This window comes from Streptococcus halichoeri (assembly GCF_009870755.1).
Taxonomy (GTDB): Bacteria; Bacillota; Bacilli; order Lactobacillales; family Streptococcaceae; genus Streptococcus; species Streptococcus halichoeri.
On record NZ_WLZU01000004.1, the window covers coordinates 60355 to 79736 of the forward strand.

A 19382-nucleotide genomic window follows, 5' to 3' on the forward strand; every position below is an offset into this window, starting at 1 on the left:
TTTATGGGGTTGTTACGGATTCGACAGGCATTATGAGACATATTTTGCGACTCATCGGCAGATGTAAAAGTGCCAGTTAAATATAACTGCAAAAAATACAAACACTTACGCATTAGCTGCCTAAAAACCAGCTAGCGTGACGCTTACAAAATTGCTTGTGTTTTGCTAAGCGTCTTAAATCAGCAAGCTACGGTTAAGGAATTGTCTAGTTTCTTAACAAGAGATTGATAGACTCGCACGTGGTTGATTTGAGTTATGTGTCCACCTCGTTGTTAAACTAAGACATAACCTATGGTTGTAGACAAATATGTTGGCAGATGTTTGGACGTGGGTTCGACTCCCACCAGCTCCATCAATACTTACCGTAACTTTCTATAAGTTCTTAAAACCTTGTTAAATCAAGGTTTTTTCTTTTTGGCTTGTTCATGAGTTACCGTAACTTTCTATATTATTGAGACCCAAATTGAGACCCAAAAACTATTTTTAAAACTTTTTAAAATCTTTTTTCATTTAATACAGCTCAATTCTCTCAAAACCTCTTCCACAACTTCCATTGACTGTATCATAATAAAGTAAAACACAAAAAACGCCCAGAAATTAATCTGAGCGGTTTTGTTTTATCTCGGAGCTTTACCTCCTATTTTCTGTAAAGAAAAAAGTTTCTAGGAAAAAGTTTCATTAAATTTAATCTTATCATCTCATAGCACCCATAAGAATAGGAATACGCTAATAATAAAAGGGTATAATTGGAATTAAGTGTGGTATATTTTAACTTATACTTAATTATTAATTGACAGCTATGTCTTTCTGATATATAATTAACACGATTAAAATTAGAAAGGTTAACTTTATGTTAAAAAAATTACTAGCGCCGCCAGAAAAACGGCCACGTTTATCTGAAGCCGAAATCAAACGTAAGTATCCTCGGTATCGTATTCAAGTTCTCATTTCTATATTCATTGGATATATGGGATACTATTTCGTGCGCAATACAACTTCAATTCTATCAGGCATTCTTAATATGTCTGCAACGGAAATCGGAATTATCACGTGTGCTAGTTATATTGCCTACGGTCTCTCTAAATTTATCTCAGGTTTAATCTCAGATGAATCAAATTCTAAGGTCTTTTTGCCCATTGGCCTTTTCCTTACAGGTTTGGTCAATGTCTTGATTGGGGTTATTCCTTCTGTCATTACTAGTATCTGGCTTTTCACCATCATGTATCTGATTAATGGATGGTTACAAGGTATGGGCTACCCGCCTGGAGCACGTACGCTAGTTTACTGGTACGATAATAAAGAGAGGATCAAATTTGCGACCATCTGGAACTTATCCCATAATGTTGGGGGAGCGATCGCACCAATCTTAACTGGTATTGGTTTAGCACTTGCTGGAAACAACGCTCTTGACCAAGCCCGTGCAGCCTACTGGTTCCCAGGTGCTATTGCCTGTCTCTTAGCAGTTGTCGTTTATTTTCTTCAAGAAGATACACCCGAATCTGTTGGTCTACCTCCAATTGAAGAATACCACAATCAATACCCTAATGACGAAGCCACTGAATCTTCCCAAGCAACCACTGAAGATTTAAGCATGGGTAAAATTATTAAAAACTATATTTTGCCCAATACTAAACTAATGTGGGCTTCCTTATATTCCATCTTTGTGTATATTCTACGCTATGGTATTGTTTCTTGGACACCTAAATTCCTAGCTACAAGTGTTGAACAAGGTGGTAAGGGAATTACTGCTACTGCGGGTATGGGCGGCTTCTCACTTTTTGAAATCGGTGGTATCATCGGAATGTTAACAGCAGGCTATCTGTCAGCTAAGCTATTTAAAAATTCTAAACCATTGACTAACGTTGCCTTTTTAATTATTGCCATCTTATTACTAATTGCTTATTGGTTTGTTCCAGCAGGTCCACAATACATGATGTTAGACTTTATCATTTTAATCGGTCTAGGTGCCGCAATCTATGGCCCTGTCATGATGGTTGGTTTATATGCAATGGAGCTGGTGCCTAAAGTAGCAGCCGGCGCCGCTTCAGGTCTCACTGGTACCTTTAGTTATGTTGGAGGGGCAACTATTGCAACCTTAGCCATTGGTATTATCATTGATAACTTTGGTTGGGGCGTTGCCTTTGTCATCTTTGGCATTTCTGGAGTTGCTGCCATTATCTGTACTCTGCTCTCTCGTGATAAGAGTTTGGAATACTGGGAAGAAAAGGGCTAACAACAGATAAGTTAAAGGCTTAACAAGCCAGCTAGCTAGAGGAGGAGAAAACTAATCTCCTCCTCTTTTAACGTGTCAAAAATGAGTCTGTTACTGTTTACCCTACTTCTTATCAAACAAAACAGTTAAATGAACAAAAGACTCAAAAGATTCTTCATAAGTCATCAAAAAACCGGAGACTTAACTATTTAGGACGCCGGTTCTTTTTATTGTGGCTCTCTAATCGTAGACATGAGTACCTCATTATTTAGCATTTAGCTACTGCCTAAAAGTAATGCAAATTAACTTTGCTCTTAAGCTCATTGTTTGGCCTCTCCATTACAGCTAACTTGGTGCCTTTATTAACTTTTAGCATTGCCACTCCGGATAGGTTAAGGCATGAACTTCTATTTCCCTATCACCAATCTGATAGGATAAACGGTTGATAAAAAGGTTTCAGCATTTATATGCCCCTAAAAATGACCAGCACTGTGCCATGGTACCGAGGTTGTCCGCAGCCGACCAGATATTTCCTCTAAGACATCTTTTACCTTAGCAACAGTATGCTTAAATGAACTAGAGTTTCGCACTGAGGCAGTCATAAAAGGTTCATCTTGAGGCATATCATTTTGGTGCCACCCTAAATGCTCATCCACAAGTTGATTTAACATATTTTTATACAAATTACCATTCTCAGCTTTGTCACCTATAAAAAGGGCATGTACATTCATCTCATTATTGGTTACTATCATTCTCCTTCTTTCTTTGCTTAAAGCTTTTACTTCTTTCGTTGAAATAAATTGTAAATAAAGAAATACCGCTGTTATCGCAAAAACAACGTGTGCGAAGTCAATTAACTGATAAAGTCGGGAAACAAGCCCATGCTAAATTTCTTCTTGCTCATATCATGCTTACATTATGATATAATAAAAAGAATCAATAATTTCTAAGGATCTGTCATGACATTCAACAAATACATACAACTGGGCATGTTATTTCTAGTGGGTTTTAGCTTAGCAGCCTGTGGCCATTCCCCTAAGCAAGTCGAAAATACCCCTCGTTCTTCAGAAAAAAAAGAAGCCCGACCTGCAGAACAACAAGACAAGCGAGCAGCTTTTGAAAATATTAAGGTTGCCAGTGCCACTACCGAATTCAAAGGTGGTAGTTCATTAGCTGATTTAACCCAACTTTATGGACAGCCTAGCAGTCATGAAACCAAGACTGCCGGGAATGCCAAGCTAGATGTTTATAGCTGGAAATTTGGTCAAGTGACTATCCAAGCTAACTTATTTGAGGACTCGACCATTGTCAAATCCATCGCTAATTTTTATTTTAATCGTGAAAAAACGATTGACCATGCAAAAGTCAGTCAACTCAAAAAAGGCATGACCTATGCTGAAGTTGTTAAGCGGTTGACCGAACCAGATGACTATACTCTAGCAAGTTCTAGTAATCACACCCAATTACAAGCAATTTGGGTTAGCGGGCTTAAGGCTAAAGAGGCTCAAGCACACCTTACTTTATTTTTTGAAAATGATCATTTAGTCGACATTTCAGAAATGGGCTTAAAAGACAGGTAAGCACGCGCACCTGTCAGCTTTTTTGACCATTGTACCATTCTTTTTCTAACGTTTTTTGTCCAGACTCTTTCTGGTGTCTACATCCACTGACCAGATCAATACATTTCTACTGCGCTTAATTTAAGTGTATCATTATATTTCATGCAAAAACCCTTTCACCTGATTAAACCAGTAAAAGGGGAGCATAGTTTTTTGGACAAATTTTGGACAAGTAACAAAAAAGCCTTATTTACCAGGCTTTTTTATCTACTTTCTATCCACCTTGAGGGAATCGAACCCCCATCTCAAGAACCGGAATCTTACGTGATATCCATTACACTAAAGGTGGGCTACCCTTCTAATATACCATAAAAAGGATAGGTTGACAATGAAAAAAAGAAGAATCCGCACGTAGGCAGAAAGAAAAAGCAGGTAATAAGGTGGTAATGACATGCCTTTTCACAAATATGTCCCTAGATTTGCATTTTGGGATCTCTTTTCTCACCTCTGCGGCCACTATCACTATAGACCACCATTTGTTTTTTCCAGAAACACTTAGGAAAATACTGGTTTACTGGTGCGTATTTAAAAAATGCTTTACGGCACCGACACGACCGGCTTCATTGCCTAGGGATGCTGCAATAATGTGCCTTGGTAAAAAGCGTGCATTCTTTACTTTTTGAGCTAAGGAAGCGCGTATTTTTGATAATAGCAAAGCTGATTCAGAAAAAATCCCTCCTCCGATAATAATGACTTCTGGATTCAGGAGATAAGAAATGGTCAAAATGCCTTCTGTAAAATGGTCAATAAAGGTAGCTAAGGTTTCTTGTGCAATCGGATTGTCTGCTTTTATATCTGCAAAAAACTCAGGACCAGTAGGGTCAGCGATTCCACTTTTTTCCTTATACAACTCCATCAAGGCTTTTGCTGAGGCAAGATTTTGCCAATCTTGACCCTTAACCGGTAAATAACCCACTTCACCCGCTGTAAACTGATGACCATTTAGAATCTGATTGTTGATAATAACACTCCCGCCGATACCAGTGCCCACTGTAAGCATAACAAGATTTGATAAGCCTCTGGCATTGCCAAGCCAGGCTTCGCCTAAAGCAGCACAGTTCACGTCATTTTCGACTGCAACGGGCAATTGAAATCGCTCTAGGATTGTTTGCTTAAAATTTGTACCACAATAGCCAGGAATCGTATAACCGGCATAAACGACTTCTCCCGTTTGACTATTCACAACTCCAGCTGTAGCAATTCCCACACCATAAATCGTGTTATCTTGGTTATATTCCTCAATTAAACAACAAACCTGCTCTAAAATATGATTAGACTGACGTTCATAGTCAATGGAAGTGCTAACTTCTTTGTAGTGTTTTAAACTGCGTCCTTCTAAATCATAGAGATCAGCCTTTATTGTTGTCCCACCAATATCAATTCCAATAATTTTTTTCATCGTTTTTCTCTCTCCCTTTACAACTTCTCCCTTTTTGTTAGTACTGACATCTGAGCACAAATTTCAAAAGCTCCGCCCTCTGCTATAGCGTGTGGCTGATTGGTAAACACGAAAAGACATCCTATCAATTCTCTCAAGCTCAGCCATTTACCTACAACATTACCATTAGCAATACCTCATTAAAAACAGGATTTGGGAATGCCTTCACTCCCAAATCCTTATCTTTTTTGTACTGAGGCTTATTCACTACTACACACTTAAGTATTAGCCTAGCTTTTCCCTTTAGATTAGGCATTTAGCCATTAGTAATTTCAGAGAGAAATACCTTGCGATCTTCTGTGACAGATAAGGTGCAAGCATCAGCTGTAGCAATGGATTCCAAGGCAGCAACGCCATTCAACAGTTTAGCATATTCATCTGTGATCTCACCGCCCTTAAGAATATGATGCAAGTAAGCCATTTCTTTATCAATACATGTTTGCAGCCACAATGGCGACCGCACACCCGGCTTACCATAGGCAATAGCACCATCCATCCCTCTTCCAGTGTAAATAGCTGTTCGATCATCATCTTCTGCTTGGCTTTCATGGATTAAGAAATGGGATTCGCCTTCTCCTTTAACACGGAGGGTTCCGCCGGTATGATATAAATCAAGCTTAATGGCCCCTTTTGTGCCTTCAATCAGAACATAGTGTTCTCCCCAACGAAAGGCATTGCCGTATTCTAGTAGAGCATAACGATCATCAGAATATTCTAGGTTAATAAGGAGCATGTCATCTTCATCGCCAAAATGCTCGCCCTTATGATACACATTCCCACCTACCATTGTTGCTTTTTCGGGTAAGCCGCCCATAATAAATTGAATACAATCAAGCTCGTGAATGTGGTGATACAAGTGTCCGCCTGATTGGGAACGTTGCTTTTTCCAAGAAACGGTTGCTTGTTGTTCCTCCCAGCCGGTGCGTGTAGCATGGCAATAAAGCACCTTACCAATTTTTCCTTGTGTAATCAACTCCTTAGCATGATGAACTCCATTAAAGAAATTCATAATGTGCCCTGCCATAAAGATAACCTGATGCTCTTTGCAAGCAGTAACCATGGCTTTACAATCCTCATAGTTCAAAGCAATTGGTTTTTCACAAAAAACATGTTTGCCATGCTCAGCTGCTTTGACAACAGGTTCACGATGCAAATAGCTCGGCGAAGCTACAATGACACAATCAACATCAGCGCGTTCGACCAATGCATCCAGGCTCAAGCAAACAGCTGCGCCTAATTCTTCAGCTATTTCTTGGCCATGATTGGGATCAAAAATCGCTACAACTTTTGCATCTGCAATGTTATTTAGTGAGCGAGCTAAATCAGCACCGAAATAGCCTACTCCGACAATTCCATAATTAATCATAATACTCCTTTGCTTGCTTTTTATGACCTATTGATGCGTCTTAAGGTCATCGATGGTCAAACTGACATAGGGAACCACATTTTTCATGTGAAGCTCATTGCGTGACCAGGAATCAAACTTTTCAAACATAAGGCCAATGTCATGGTTGGGTAATTCTGTTAAACTTGAGTAAGAAAAACCATATTGTGCAAAATCAATGTCGTGATGATACCGCCATTCAATGCTATGATCATCATTGATTAAACCAATCGACACTTGTCCATGCCTTCTTCCGTTTGGAGAATTAGGCGTACTTAAAATCAGAGCCTTCTTGCCATCAATTTTTTGACTATAATTTATAATCGACAGTTCAGTGCCGTACTTAGGATTAGTGACAAAATCCAGGTACTGCGGGGCTCCCCAGGTATTACCAGAATCCTTACTAGTGAGATAAGCAATCTTGCCGTTGTTGGTACGCATATAGGCCTGAAGCACACCGGGACTTAATTCCACCACCTGCGCTTCGGCAGACCAGTTATCCGGTAGCGGCACAGTCTTAGCTTGCCAGCTCGCCCCATTATCATCACTGTAGATAACGACTGATTCTTTACCTGTATAAGCCGTAAGGAGGATTCGTCCCGTCTTAGAATCAACGATACCACGACCTGGACTCAGATAAGGTGCATTTCTTTTTAATCCCATAAGCGGTGAAAGGAGACTAGGATGGGACCAGGTTTTTCCCGAATCATCACTGGTAGCATAAGCGATGTAGTTTGTTGGAACGACAGTAAACAAGGAATCTTTATAGAAAACTGTCATATTTACCTGTTTGCCGTTGCGGTACTCCGACTTTTTATTGTTGTCAAAAGCGACCGAGTATTGTTCCACGGTTAAAGTCTTTCCATTTTCCATTAGAGAAAAATCCTTAGCAAGACTATAGGCAGTTGGCTGGTTTGTCCGATCATCAAAAATCCGCCCCTGCTCGCGGACAGTGTAATCATAGCCTGACTCACCCCTTTTTTTCAATTTGAGGTAAACTTTGCCATTAATGTCTTTATAGCCAGAATCGTCTCGCTGTGCTTCACGAAAACTAACGCCCGCAGGCATGACATCAGCAAACAGGACTACTTGATGATTGGGTTTTTCTACCATAACAGAATCAATGTAAGTGGCACCGCCACTAATTTGTAGATCGCGCAAGCCAGGCTCACGCGGCCACTCCAAGGGAGCATTAGCAAAGTCATCAAATGCAAGTGCTAATTGGGGCTTTTGCCATGTCGCTCCATTATCATCACTGTAACTAGTCGCAATATTGATTTTATTTAAAAAATCATGGGTTCCACCATATCGGGCATCAATACTTGAGAGGATGCGACCATTGCTTAGAGTGTAGAGCACAGGAATCCTGAAGTAATTGGAACCTGTGGTATCATTTGCAGTGTAAATAAGATGGTCTGTGATCTGATTTGTTGTTATGTTTTCTAGGCTAGTCGCATCAAGTGCCTGATCATAAACTTTAGCACTTTCAATAGTCCCTTTAAAACCATAAGCCATCTTTTGGGCACGTTTAACCCCACCTAGGACAAAAGCACTAAGTCCTTGTATGTTTTTTGGCCCCAAATAATGTGCAACCTTGGTTTCTACTAGTTTTGTCCCATTTGCATATAGAGTATAAGTGCTATGCGTGGAATCCCCGACCAGTGCCACATCATTTGTGACCGGCTTATGCTTAAACCGTCCCCAGACAGCAGCTGGACGAGCCACTAAATGATTAGTCTGAGTAGAGGTATCACGGGCTTCCATACCCAATTCCCCATTTTCTCGGATAAAAAGATCAATGTAGCTATTTTGGTTACCAGGTGCTGGATTAGACATGCCAAATAAGGCTTGATCCCCTTTATTTTCTGTTTGAGAATAGGAAATGATAAGAGTAAAATCATTTCCTTTGAGCTTATCACCGATTTGCTCGCTAAATTCTGCTGCTTGACCATTCAAGGTCAGCTGAGATGCTTCAAAAATAGGTACTAGGGAAGCTTTGGATGCGGCTGAAATAACATTCGTCAAAGTAAAGGCCAATAAGCTTGCAACCAGGCAACCGATCAAAGATTTGTTAAGCTTCATGGTTTACCTCTTGGTTCAATACTTTAATAACTAATTTCTTAACAGGTTGATCATTGATGCGGATTTTTGGTTGATGAAAATCTGCTGCAAATGCTACCAATAAATTGCTGGTTGTCAATTCAAGCAGCTGGTACTGTTCGCTTTCATACAAGGCAAAATCTTGCGCGTCATCAAATGCTACTTTCAGTTGTGAGCTGGCTGGGGCAGCCACTGCTATTTTCTCCGTATTTGTCAACACCAGATGAATGTCTAAGTATTGCTTATGGGTTTCAAACACTTGACCTGCAGTGCCATCTGCGACATAAGTCATACAATTCGCAAAAACGTTCGCACCATCAATGTCGATTTTACCATCTTCTAAGGTGGTCAAATCTGTTTTAGTAAGAAAATCCCAGACAGTTGCAAAGTGGGGATTTAGTGGAATGTAGGTTTTAAAGTCGGATCGTTCTGCAATAATCATAAGATTGCCCTCTTTTCTATTAATGACGTTGTTCCCAGCTACTATCAGCTAAAATTTCTGAAATATCATAGATGGTTGTGTATTTAGGAGCCACTGCTTTATTACCTGTTAATAGAGAAACGATGTAGCCACTGACCAAGGACACCGTAATTGAAATGAGGGAATAAGCCCAGTAGTTAACCGCTTCTGGTGGCAAGATATATTTAATACAAACCATAACAATGGTTGAAACAATAAGGGCAGCGTAGGCTCCATATTTATTAGCTTTTTTTGATACAAAACCAAGCACAAACACCCCACCTAAAAGCCCAAGTACAAGCCCCATAAATCCATTGAACCACTCATAGGCTGATTTAATATCAGAATGAGCCATGATGATAGAAACCACAATAGAGAAAATTCCCACTAGCAGTGAGACCATTTGAGCAAAGCGCGTCCGGTGTTTATCAGACATATTTTTTGAAAACACTTCTTGAATATCAAGTGTCCAGGACGTTGCTACCGAATTAAGCCCAGTGGAGATGGTGGATTGGGCAGCAGCATAAATAGCTGCTAAAATAATCCCAGTAATGCCTACTGGCAATTGATAGGCAATAAAATACATAAAAATTTGATCCTGCGCAATAGCATCTACTGAGCCACTATGTTGAACTTTATAAAAGACATATAGTCCTGTCCCAATCAAATAAAAGACCGTTGCAACCCCAAGTGATAAGGCACCATTAGTGAACATCATTTTATTTAATTTCTTAATATTTTGCGTGGTTGTAAACCGCTGCACCAAGTCCTGCGAAGACGCATAGGACGAAAAAATGGTCAAGCCTGATCCAACCACAATCAAAAAGACTGAGCTTGCTAAAATATTGGGGTCAAACAATTTTTCAGTCGGACTTAGAAATTTACCATGAGCTAAATGGTGCATAATTGTTTCTAGCCCACCATTAATATCTCTTAGCAGGACAAATAATGCAATTACTACCCCACCAATGAGCACCACACCCTGTATAAAGTCAGTCCATAATACGGATTTTATCCCCCCTGTATAAGAGTAGATAATGGCGATAACGCCCATTAATATTATTAGGATATTAATATCAATCCCAGTCAAGGCTGCTAAACCAAACGATGGTAAATACATAATAATTGACATCCGACCTAATTGATAAACAATAAATAAAACTGCTGAGATAACCCGTAGGGATTTCGTCTCAAAGCGGCGTTCCAAATAATCGTAGGCCGTATCAATATCCATACGAGCAAAAATGGGGAGCACAAATTTGATAGCTAAAGGAATAGCAATGAGCATTCCCAATTGAGCAAACCATAAAATCCAGCTTCCTGCATAAGAATTACCTGCTAAGCCTAGGAAAGAAATCGGACTTAACATCGTTGCAAACAGTGAAACCGATGTCACATACCAAGGCACTGAGCCATCACCCTTAAAAAATTCCTTGCCCTTCATCTCTTTCTTTGAGAAATACAGGCCAGCTAAAAGCACGATAGCCAAGTAGGCAATCAAAATAATGAGGTCAATTGAGGTAAACCCTGTTTTATTCATATTAACCCTCCATTCGTTAATGAATGTATACCACACAGTGACCTAACATTATAAGAATGCTTTTCTAACTTGATTAATCTGCTCTGCTGCTGCCTGAGCAATCGATTGATCTTCATCACCTAAAGCTTCAAGCGGCGCACGCACTGAACCTAGATCCAGATTTTCATTTAGCCGTAGGATTTCTTTGGCAATGGCATACATATTAGCTCGACCAGAGACCATTTTGGCAATAATTTCATTAATAGCATATTGCAGCTCTTTAGCCCTTGCAAGTTTCTTTTCTTCAAATAATTGGTTCAGCTTCAAATAAAGGTCGGGCATCACACCATATGTTCCACCAATACCAGCTCTTGCTCCCATGATTCGCCCACCTAAGAATTGTTCGTCCGGCCCATTAAACACAATATAATCATCGCCCGCAGCTGCCACAAAAGTTTGAATATCCTGAACAGGCATTGAGGAATTCTTCACACCAATAACCCGCGGATTTTGGCGCATTTGGCTATACAATGCTTCTGTCAAGGCTACTCCTGCTAACTGTGGAATATTGTAAATAATAAAATCAGTCTTAGGTGCTGCTTGACTCATAGCATTCCAGTAAGCAGCTATTGAATAGTCAGGAAGCTTAAAGTAAATAGGAGGAATGGCTGCAATCGCATCTACTCCAACTGCTTCAGAGTGCTGTGCCAATACGATACTATCTTTAGTATTATTACAAGCCACATGGTTAATCACGGTGAGTTGTCCTTTTGCCACTTCCATCACGGCTTCAATAATCTGTTTACGATCCTCAACACTTTGGTAGATACATTCACCTGAGGATCCATTGACATAGATTCCCTTTACGCCTTTTTTAATATAGTAGCGAACAAGATCTTGGACCCGTTCTTTACTCACCTCACCCTTATCATCATAACAAGCATAAAATGCTGGAATAATTCCTTCATATTTAGATAAATCTCTCATTATTACACCTCTCCTTTATTGTGATTGAGTACCTTAATAAACCGCTCGGCAATTTCTTTTGGTCGTGTTATTGCCCCGCCAATAACTGCACTGGTGACTCCCAATGCATAAACTTTTTGTAATTGTTGAGGAGTATGGATTCTTCCCTCAGCAATGACCGTTAAGTTGGCTTCAACTAATTCTTGAATCAAATTAAAATCAGGTCCGTCTAATTTTGGACTGTCTGAAGTGTAACCTGATAAGGTTGTTCCAACAAAATCAGCACCAGCTGCGCTAGCTATCAGTCCTTCTTGTAAGGTACTAATATCGGCCATCAGTAACTGATTCGGATAGTTTGTCTTAATCTTTTGGATGAAATCTGCTACTTCAAGACCATCATAGCGTGGACGTTGGGTGGCATCAAAGGCAATAACTGTTGTATTACAGGCAACAAGCTCATCAACTTCTCTCATTGTTGGTGTGATATAAGGAGCCTGTGGAGGATAATTTCGCTTAATCAAACCAATAATTGGTAAATCCGTGACTTGTTGAATAGCTGTAATATCTCGAACAGAATTAGCACGAATGCCCACTGCCCCAGCCTCTTTGGCTGCTTTGGCCATATAGGGCATGAGGCTGAATGCCTGCTCATATAAAGGCTCACCAGGCAGCGCTTGACAAGAAACAATCATCCCGCCCTGGATTTGTTTTAAAAATGTATCCCTTGTCCAACCTTGTCGCATATTATATTATTCCTCCTTATGAATGATGGTTTGGTCGTAATAAGATCTTCTTTCCTTGCTATCTAAAAAATAAGAGAATAAGCAATCAGTCATCAGTAAGATGGGAAATTGTGGTGATATTCTATTGCCATAGGAAAGATTTTGCGTGGAAGCTAACAGCAATAACTCATCGCAAAAATCATAATCATCAAAATTTCGTGTTGTCATCAATACAGTCCTTGCACCATTTCTTTTAGCAGTTGCTAATGCTTCAATAATGGTTTTGGTTTTGCCCGATATTGAAGCAGCAATCACTAAGCAAGACTCATCAACCAAAAGACTATTCCATAAAATCATGTCGTCGTCATCCATAACTTCTCCCATGATTCCCATTCTCATGAAACGAACTTTCATTTCATTTAAAGCAAAGGCTGAACTCCCCTTAGCATAAAAATAAATGCGAGAAGAGGACTCTATTAACTGTTGAATCCTCTCTAATCTTGCTTCATCTAGGACAGAATAATTTTTTCGCAGCATTTCTTCATAGTCAGACAAGACATTTTGCGTCCAATTTTTATAAATAGTGACTTCAGCTTGTCCCTTAATCATTTCCTTATATTGGAAAAGGAATTCTCTAAAGCCACTGTAGCCACATTTTTGAGAAAAACGTGTCAAGGTTGCTTTAGAGACATGCAGTTGCTTACAAAAATATTCCGTTGTTAAATAATCCATTTTCCTATTTTTCAAAAAATAACTGGCTACATCCTTCTCTGTGGCTGTCATTTTATTAAGATTAGATTCAATGATTGGAACTAGTTCTTTTTGTAATACCATGGAGCTCCTCCTATGTAAAGTAAACGTTTACAGTGTCATTTTATTACTTTTTGTTTTTTATTTCAATCACTTGCTAAAAATAGAAACGCGTTTCAACAAAGCTAACAGCAAGTGAAGCCTAACTGTTGAGGCATTTAGTTTTACTTTGCTTCCCCAAAAGTATCAAATTAGGCAAGAGATTCAGCAAATCTGAGATTAAAAATTCGGATAACCGCATTTTAATTGCACAATCTCCCAACTTGATTTTTGTTCCTTATTTCCAACATTTCTGTCTTTTTTAGTTGACGACACTAGTTAGGTACAAAAAATTATCCATGAACAACCTCACCTCAAAAAAGCTCTATAAGCTGTGGTAGGGACTTAGCCACTACAGCTTATAGAGCCTTTTACAAGCAAGCAAAAAGCAACGATTTTTAGGTCGTTGCTTTTTGCTCTTCTCAGACCTGCTATAAAGTCTGATTGTTTATAATTCAATATCGCCGAATAAATCTGCCATTGAGAAACCAGTTTGTGTTTCTGGCAATTCGTAATCACGTTTAGCTTCGCGTTTTGGACGACGCGGACGTGATTGACGTTTTTCTTCTTTGTCACCTTCGCTATGTGCAGGGCGTTCTTCAAGTGCCTTGATAGAAAGCGAGACACGTTCGTCTGCTGCATTAACTTCAAGTACTTTTACAGTGACATCTTGACCAACTGAAAGAACATCTTTTGGATTTTCCACACGTTTATGTGAAATTTGTGAAATGTGAACCAAACCATCAATACCTGGTAATACTTCGACAAAAGCACCAAAATCAGCTAAACGTTTTACCTTGCCTTCAATAACATCACCAGCTGCTAGTTTTTGCTCAACACCATCCCATGGTCCAGGTTGAGTCGCCTTAATTGATAAGGATACTCGGCCAGCTTCTTCATCAATGGAGAGTACTTTAACTTCAACTTCTTCACCAACTGAGACAACAGATTTTGGTGAAACATTGCGTTCATGTGATAGTTCAGTAACGTGAACAAGTCCATCTACTCCACCAAGGTCTACAAAGGCACCAAAGCTAGTTAAACGAGCAACTGTCCCAGTCACAATTGAACCTTCTGTCAATTTAGAGAAAACTTCTTTGCGTGCTTCTGCAGCAGCTTCTTCGATGACATCGCGGCGTGATAAGATAAAGCGGTTTTCTGATGGATCAACTTCTTTAATTTTAGCATCAAATTCTTGACCAACAAATTTTTCAGTGTTGCGGACAAAACGTGTGTCAATCATTGAAGCGGGGATAAAACCACGTAACCCTTCAAATTCTACTGAAAGTCCGCCTTTAACAGCGCGTGTACCTTTAACGGTAACAACTTCACCTTCACGACCAATAAGTTTGTCCCATGCTTTGCGAGCTTCTAAACGTTTTTTAGATACAAGGAAAGTTACAGTATCAGTATCTTTACCTACTACTTGACGAAGAACAAGCACTTCAACTGTGTCGCCAGCTTTAACATAGTCGTTGATGTCAGCATCACGGTCGTTAGTCAATTCACGAAGAGTTAATACGCCTTCAACACCTGTGCCTTCGATAACAACGTTTGCTTGACCGTTATCAACAGTTAAAACTTCCGCAGTGACTACATCACCGGGATTTACTTCGCTAACACTGTTTAGCAAATCTTCAAATTCATTCATTCTAAAAAATCCTCCAACAAAAGCTAGCTCCTGCTAGCTTTTGATAACAATATATTTTCTCAAGGTAACCCGCAACGACAACAACTTTTATCTTTGACGGTCTCAAATAAAAATCTGATACCTCTGACTGGGGTAGCTGGATTCGAACCAACGCATGAGGGAGTCAAAGTCCCTTGCCTTACCGCTTGGCTATACCCCAAGATAGGTTTACTTCAGGATGCCTACTAAGCTAAGCATGGACCAAAATCCTAGTGAAAGAGTCAAACTTCCTAGTGTCCTGGGACACTGCAGCAGCTTCTCCATTTCATATAGACTGTCAAGGCCCTATATCCTGAACATGGAAAGAGAGGGATTCGAACCCCCGAACCCGAAGGAGCGGATTTACAGTCCGCCGCGTTTAGCCTCTTCGCTATCTTTCCGTAACAACAAAAACTATTCTATCATAGTTTTTGGTCACTGGCAAGTCTTTTTGCCTATTTTTAATGATTCAAATTGTAGTTTTCAATAACTTTTTCAACTGCTTGTTCCAAATTTTTATAAAAAGCTTCTACCGTTCCATTTGAGATAATAGCAAATTTGTCGTCAAGCTCGGCAACTTCACCAACTAAGCGCTTGCCAATCAACAATTGATAACCATCAACCTGTGCCTTTGCCACAGTAACTGTATGGTCCACAAGTTGGATCTCAATTTTTTTATCTTTTTTACTCATTTCCTACCTCACTTTCATCATTTTACACAAAATCAAGGCAGCTGGCAAGAGCAAGCTAATGATTTAGTCAACTTTCACAATCCAGCCCTCAGGGGCTTTAATATCTCCAAACTGAATGCCAACTAGCTCATCATACAAGCGCCTCGTCACAGGCCCAACCTCGGTTTGACTGTAAAAAACATGGAGATTATTTTTGTACTGAATACCACCAATAGGCGAGATGACGGCAGCCGTTCCACATGCACCCGCTTCGACAAAGCGCTCTAATTGATCAATGAAGACATCGCCTTCAATAACTTTCATTCCCAGGCGTGTTTCTGCGAGTTCAAGTAAAGAGTATTTAGTAATAGATGGTAAAATAGAGGGGCTTAAAGGTGTAATAAATTCATTATCAGCTGTAATGCCAAAAAAGTTAGCCGCTCCGACTTCTTCGATTTTGGTGTGCGTTGCCGGGTCCAAATAAATAACATCTGAATAGCCATGGGTCTTAGCATATTTGCCAGGCAACAAACTACCAGCATAGTTACCACCAACCTTGGCCGCACCTGTGCCGTAAGGTGCTGCTCGGTCAAATTCTTCTGACACTAAAAAATTAGTTGGAGCCAGTCCACCTTTAAAGTAATTGCCTACTGGCATGGCAAAAACCGTAAAAATATATTCTGTTGCTGGTCTAACACCAATGACGTCCCCAACGCCAATTAGCAATGGCCGAAGGTACAGAGTTGCTCCAGTCCCGTAAGGTGGAACATAGTCCTTGTTTGCCACTACAACTTGCTTAACAGCATCAATGAATTTGTTTGTGGGAACTTGGGGCATCAATAGACGATCAGCTGTAGCTTGGAACCGCGCAGCATTTCGATCTGGCCGAAATAATTGAATGGTGCCTTCCTTTGTCCGATAGGCTTTTAAGCCTTCAAAGGCCTGCTGGCCATAATGCAAAGCTGTTGAGCTTTCTGAAATGTGGAGAGTGGCGTCTTTTGTTAAACAACCCTCATCCCATTGACCGTCTTTATAATATGAAATAAACCGAAATGGAAGTTTCATATAATCAAAGCCTAAGTTTTCCCACTGAATAGATACAGACATAATCATTCACTTTCTTTTATATGGTAATGGTCCTACTGGTTCTGCTTCTCTAACAAATCCATCAACACGCCTGTTTTATTATTTAAAATAGGCAGCAAAGACTTCTTGTTCTGAAATTGTTTCTGAGAGGAAAGAACCATTGCTTGTGCGATCAGATAAGCCAAGCTCTGTTAAATCTTGTTCATAGTGTTGTCCAGTCTTACTGATGACCTGCAAGATTTGGCTGGTGGCTTGCGGTTTGTCCTCAACTGGTTGGAACAAATCAATGGCCCCTGGCTCTTTTGCAGCAAAAACAGGGCCGGCAGTAAAGACACGGTGAGGTTTTGTTTTTAGCTCTCGTAACACTTGCAAACCTCGATTGGCGCGGCTAGTTACAGGGATGGCTGTTTGAGCTGTCCGCTTGAGGCTACCACGTTGGGTTAAGAGATAAAAGCTATCCGTTGTTGTTTTGAAAGCTGCCCTGATGACATCTTCTTTTTTTAGATTCATAGCCTTGACTCCTGCAGACTTCAGACCTTGAATCGGCACTTCATCAATACTAAAACGAAGGGCATACCCCAGATAAGACACAAGCATCAGTGCCTCGCCAGCACTTGGTTGGATGGTGATAACAGCATCTTGGTCACCTTTTAATTTGGCATATTTTGTTGATTTAGAGCGATAGGTGCGCCATGGTTGCAGTTCTGTGCGCTCAAAACGTTTGACTTGTCCAAGTTTTGTGACACAATAATAAATCCCTGCATCAAAATGATCAACTATCTCAGCATATACGATAACTTCATTATTAGCAAAGTTCGTAAGGGTCTGCGACAGATGTTCTCCAATGTCTTTCCACTTGATGTCTTGCAATTCATGGACCGGCCGGTAAATGACATTGCCCAGATTGGTAAAAAGTAACAAGTGTTGTGTGGTCTTAGCTGCTTGCACTAACACAATACAATCATCTTCACGTTTACCAATTTCTTCCAGCGTTGAGGCGTTAAAAGAACGCGGACTCGTCCGCTTAAGATAGCCATCTTTAGTAACACTGACAAAGGTTTCTTCCTCAACAATTAAGCTAGCTGTATCAATTTCGATCGTTTGTGCTTCTTTTTGCAATTCGGAGCGCCGCGGATTGGCAAAGCGCTTTTTGACTTCGCGCAGCTCTTTTTTCATGACGTGATACATGGTCGTTTCATCGGCAATAATAGCAGCTAAAGTGGTAATGAGCTCGCGCAGCTCTTTTTCTTCATCTTGCAAGGTAACAATGTCGGTGTTCGTTAAACGATACAATTGCAAGGTAACAATGGCTTCTGCTTGTTCTTCTGAGAAGTCATAGCTGACCTTTAAGTTTTCTTTAGCATCAGCCTTATTATCAGAAGCCCGAATTAACGCAATGACCTCATCCAAAATTGAGAGAACACGAATCAGCCCGTCAACAATATGTAAGCGTTTTTCAGCTTTGTCTTTATCATATTTAGACCGTTGAATGATAATCGATCTACGGTGGGCAATGTAGCTGGTGAGCATCTTGATCAAGCCGACTTGCTTGGGTGTATAATGATCAATGGCTACCATGTTGAAATTATAATTGATTTGGAGATCGGTATACTTTAAAAGATAATTCAAGACAGTTTGACAATCGGCGTCTTTTTTCAGTTCGATTGCAATCCGTAAGCCTGTTCGGTCTGATTCATCTCGCACTTCCGCAATGCCTGGGACCTTATTGTTGACTCTGACATCATCAATCTTTTTCACTAAAACAGATTTATTGATTTCATAGGGGATTTCAGTAACAATAATTTGTTGCCTTCCACCTTTTAGTGTTTCGATTTCCGTTTTCGAGCGCACCACAACACGGCCCTTACCTGTTTCGTAGGCTTTTTGAATATCAGCAGTGCCTTGAATGATAGCGCCAGTTGGAAAATCAGGACCCGGTAAGAAAGTCATCAATTTATCAACCGTGGCTTTAGGATGATCGATCAAATAAACCACTGCATCAATAACCTCAGCCAGATTATGTGGCGGAATGTCTGTAGCGTAGCCGGCTGAGATACCAGTTGCCCCATTAACTAGTAAGTTGGGAAAGGCTGCCGGAAGAACAGTAGGTTCTTTTTCCGTATCATCAAAGTTCCAAGCAAAGGGAACGGTGTTTTTTTGAATATCTTGTAGCAAATAATCGGCAATTTCTGAAAGACGGGCTTCAGTATACCGCATTGCTGCTGGTGGATCGCCATCCATTGAACCATTATTTCCGTGCATTTCCACCAGGATTTCCCGATTTTTCCAATCCTGCGACATCCGCACCATGGCATCATAAATAGACGAATCCCCATGAGGATGGAAATTCCCCATGATATTACCAACAGACTTGGCTGATTTGCGATAGCCCTTATCAAAGGTATTCCCATCTTTATTCATGGAATAAAGAATTCGCCGCTGAACTGGTTTTAAACCATCACGAATATCAGGCAAGGCCCGCTCTTGGATGATGTACTTGGAATAACGTCCAAAACGTTCTCCCATAATGTCTTCAAGCGACATGTTTTGAATGTTTGACATAAGTTTAAGAGGCAAAGGATTTTGAAAAAGCGTCTAAAACTAGAAAAATCGGTGACAGCCTTATTTTATTATCAGCCGATTTGTTTTTGACTAACTTTTCCACCTATGCTCAAATCCTTTCTTAA

14 protein-coding genes, 3 tRNA genes, 1 other RNA gene and 1 pseudogene are annotated in these 19382 nt (G+C 40.1%); 3 read left to right on the plus strand and 16 right to left on the minus strand.

Annotated elements, in window-relative coordinates:
- Window positions 1-5 precede the first annotated feature (5 nt).
- Both ssrA and GWD08_RS02020 read left to right on the plus strand, forming a co-directional pair.
- Window positions 6-355, plus strand: a transfer-messenger RNA (tmRNA) gene (gene ssrA / locus GWD08_RS02015).
- A 495-nt stretch (window positions 356-850) separates the two neighbouring features.
- Entirely contained in the window at window positions 851-2233 is a 1383-nt protein-coding gene (locus tag GWD08_RS02020) for an MFS transporter (protein ID WP_159549201.1), read from the plus strand.
- 455 nt (window positions 2234-2688) lie between these two features.
- On the opposite strand, the pseudogene GWD08_RS02025 reads toward GWD08_RS02020, so the two are convergent.
- A pseudogene (locus GWD08_RS02025) lies at window positions 2689-2964 on the minus strand (tyrosine decarboxylase); the annotation flags it as partial.
- A gap of 207 nt (window positions 2965-3171) precedes the next feature.
- Between GWD08_RS02025 and GWD08_RS02030 the strand changes: the two are divergent.
- The gene (locus GWD08_RS02030; protein WP_159544065.1) at window positions 3172-3792 is read left to right on the plus strand and encodes a DUF3862 domain-containing protein; all 621 of its coding nucleotides are present in this window, start codon (window positions 3172-3174) and stop codon (window positions 3790-3792) included.
- A gap of 256 nt (window positions 3793-4048) precedes the next feature.
- Here GWD08_RS02030 and GWD08_RS02035 read toward each other — a convergent pair.
- The 15 genes from GWD08_RS02035 to parC all read right to left on the minus strand — a co-directional run bounded on the left by GWD08_RS02035 (window position 4049) and on the right by parC (window position 19257).
- Window positions 4049-4120 (minus strand) — tRNA-Arg (locus GWD08_RS02035).
- Window positions 4121-4342: 222 nt separating this feature from the next.
- The gene (locus GWD08_RS02040; protein WP_159564023.1) at window positions 4343-5230 is read right to left on the minus strand and encodes an ROK family protein; all 888 of its coding nucleotides are present in this window, start codon (window positions 5228-5230) and stop codon (window positions 4343-4345) included.
- 295 nt (window positions 5231-5525) lie between these two features.
- Window positions 5526-6635 (minus strand): Gfo/Idh/MocA family protein, encoded by a 1110-nt coding sequence (locus GWD08_RS02045; RefSeq protein ID WP_159549192.1) that lies wholly within the window; start codon window positions 6633-6635, stop codon window positions 5526-5528.
- Window positions 6636-6662: 27 nt separating this feature from the next.
- Complete coding sequence (locus GWD08_RS02050) at window positions 6663-8735, minus strand: sialidase family protein (protein WP_159549189.1); 2073 nt, start codon at window positions 8733-8735, stop codon at window positions 6663-6665.
- A complete protein-coding gene (locus GWD08_RS02055; RefSeq protein WP_159544073.1) occupies window positions 8725-9195 on the minus strand; it encodes a NanQ anomerase/TabA/YiaL family protein in 471 nt (156 codons plus the stop codon). The genes GWD08_RS02050 and GWD08_RS02055 overlap by 11 nt, the downstream gene beginning before the upstream one ends.
- A gap of 19 nt (window positions 9196-9214) precedes the next feature.
- Window positions 9215-10753: a sodium:solute symporter family protein gene (locus GWD08_RS02060; protein ID WP_159549186.1), complete on the minus strand. Its 1539-nt coding sequence runs from the start codon at window positions 10751-10753 to the stop codon at window positions 9215-9217.
- 48 nt (window positions 10754-10801) lie between these two features.
- The gene (locus GWD08_RS02065; RefSeq protein ID WP_159549183.1) at window positions 10802-11719 is read right to left on the minus strand and encodes a dihydrodipicolinate synthase family protein; all 918 of its coding nucleotides are present in this window, start codon (window positions 11717-11719) and stop codon (window positions 10802-10804) included.
- Between the two features lie 2 nt (window positions 11720-11721).
- A complete protein-coding gene (locus GWD08_RS02070; RefSeq protein ID WP_159544079.1) occupies window positions 11722-12441 on the minus strand; it encodes an N-acetylmannosamine-6-phosphate 2-epimerase in 720 nt (239 codons plus the stop codon).
- 6 nt (window positions 12442-12447) lie between these two features.
- Window positions 12448-13254: a MurR/RpiR family transcriptional regulator gene (locus GWD08_RS02075; protein WP_159544081.1), complete on the minus strand. Its 807-nt coding sequence runs from the start codon at window positions 13252-13254 to the stop codon at window positions 12448-12450.
- A 463-nt stretch (window positions 13255-13717) separates the two neighbouring features.
- Window positions 13718-14920, minus strand: a complete 1203-nt coding sequence (gene rpsA, locus GWD08_RS02080) for a 30S ribosomal protein S1 (RefSeq protein ID WP_159544084.1) — start codon at window positions 14918-14920, stop codon at window positions 13718-13720.
- A gap of 127 nt (window positions 14921-15047) precedes the next feature.
- Window positions 15048-15119, minus strand: a tRNA-Gln gene (locus tag GWD08_RS02085).
- Window positions 15120-15258: 139 nt separating this feature from the next.
- Window positions 15259-15339, minus strand: a tRNA-Tyr gene (locus GWD08_RS02090).
- Between the two features lie 60 nt (window positions 15340-15399).
- Window positions 15400-15630 carry a DUF2969 domain-containing protein gene (locus GWD08_RS02095; protein WP_159544086.1) on the minus strand — a complete coding sequence of 77 codons (231 nt, stop codon included), beginning with the start codon at window positions 15628-15630 and terminating at the stop codon, window positions 15400-15402.
- 63 nt (window positions 15631-15693) lie between these two features.
- Window positions 15694-16716 carry a branched-chain amino acid aminotransferase gene (locus GWD08_RS02100; protein ID WP_159561532.1) on the minus strand — a complete coding sequence of 341 codons (1023 nt, stop codon included), beginning with the start codon at window positions 16714-16716 and terminating at the stop codon, window positions 15694-15696.
- A gap of 78 nt (window positions 16717-16794) precedes the next feature.
- Entirely contained in the window at window positions 16795-19257 is a 2463-nt protein-coding gene (gene parC, locus GWD08_RS02105) for a DNA topoisomerase IV subunit A (protein ID WP_159564024.1), read from the minus strand.
- Window positions 19258-19382 lie beyond the last annotated feature (125 nt).

Excerpts from the sequence above, each read along its gene's own strand:
- GWD08_RS02020 (WP_159549201.1), top strand. The coding sequence starts at position 851 with ATGTTAAAAAAATTACTAGCGCCGCCAGAAAAACGGCCACGTTTATCT.
- GWD08_RS02030 (WP_159544065.1), top strand. The coding sequence starts at position 3,172 with ATGACATTCAACAAATACATACAACTGGGCATGTTATTTCTAGTGGGT.
- GWD08_RS02040 (WP_159564023.1), bottom strand. The coding sequence starts at position 5,230 with ATGAAAAAAATTATTGGAATTGATATTGGTGGGACAACAATAAAGGCT.
- GWD08_RS02045 (WP_159549192.1), bottom strand. The coding sequence starts at position 6,635 with ATGATTAATTATGGAATTGTCGGAGTAGGCTATTTCGGTGCTGATTTA.
- GWD08_RS02050 (WP_159549189.1), bottom strand. The coding sequence starts at position 8,735 with ATGAAGCTTAACAAATCTTTGATCGGTTGCCTGGTTGCAAGCTTATTG.
- GWD08_RS02055 (WP_159544073.1), bottom strand. The coding sequence starts at position 9,195 with ATGATTATTGCAGAACGATCCGACTTTAAAACCTACATTCCACTAAAT.
- GWD08_RS02060 (WP_159549186.1), bottom strand. The coding sequence starts at position 10,753 with ATGAATAAAACAGGGTTTACCTCAATTGACCTCATTATTTTGATTGCC.
- GWD08_RS02065 (WP_159549183.1), bottom strand. The coding sequence starts at position 11,719 with ATGAGAGATTTATCTAAATATGAAGGAATTATTCCAGCATTTTATGCT.
- GWD08_RS02070 (WP_159544079.1), bottom strand. The coding sequence starts at position 12,441 with ATGCGACAAGGTTGGACAAGGGATACATTTTTAAAACAAATCCAGGGC.
- GWD08_RS02075 (WP_159544081.1), bottom strand. The coding sequence starts at position 13,254 with ATGGTATTACAAAAAGAACTAGTTCCAATCATTGAATCTAATCTTAAT.
- rpsA (WP_159544084.1), bottom strand. The coding sequence starts at position 14,920 with ATGAATGAATTTGAAGATTTGCTAAACAGTGTTAGCGAAGTAAATCCC.
- GWD08_RS02095 (WP_159544086.1), bottom strand. The coding sequence starts at position 15,630 with ATGAGTAAAAAAGATAAAAAAATTGAGATCCAACTTGTGGACCATACA.
- GWD08_RS02100 (WP_159561532.1), bottom strand. The coding sequence starts at position 16,716 with ATGTCTGTATCTATTCAGTGGGAAAACTTAGGCTTTGATTATATGAAA.
- parC (WP_159564024.1), bottom strand. The coding sequence starts at position 19,257 with ATGTCAAACATTCAAAACATGTCGCTTGAAGACATTATGGGAGAACGT.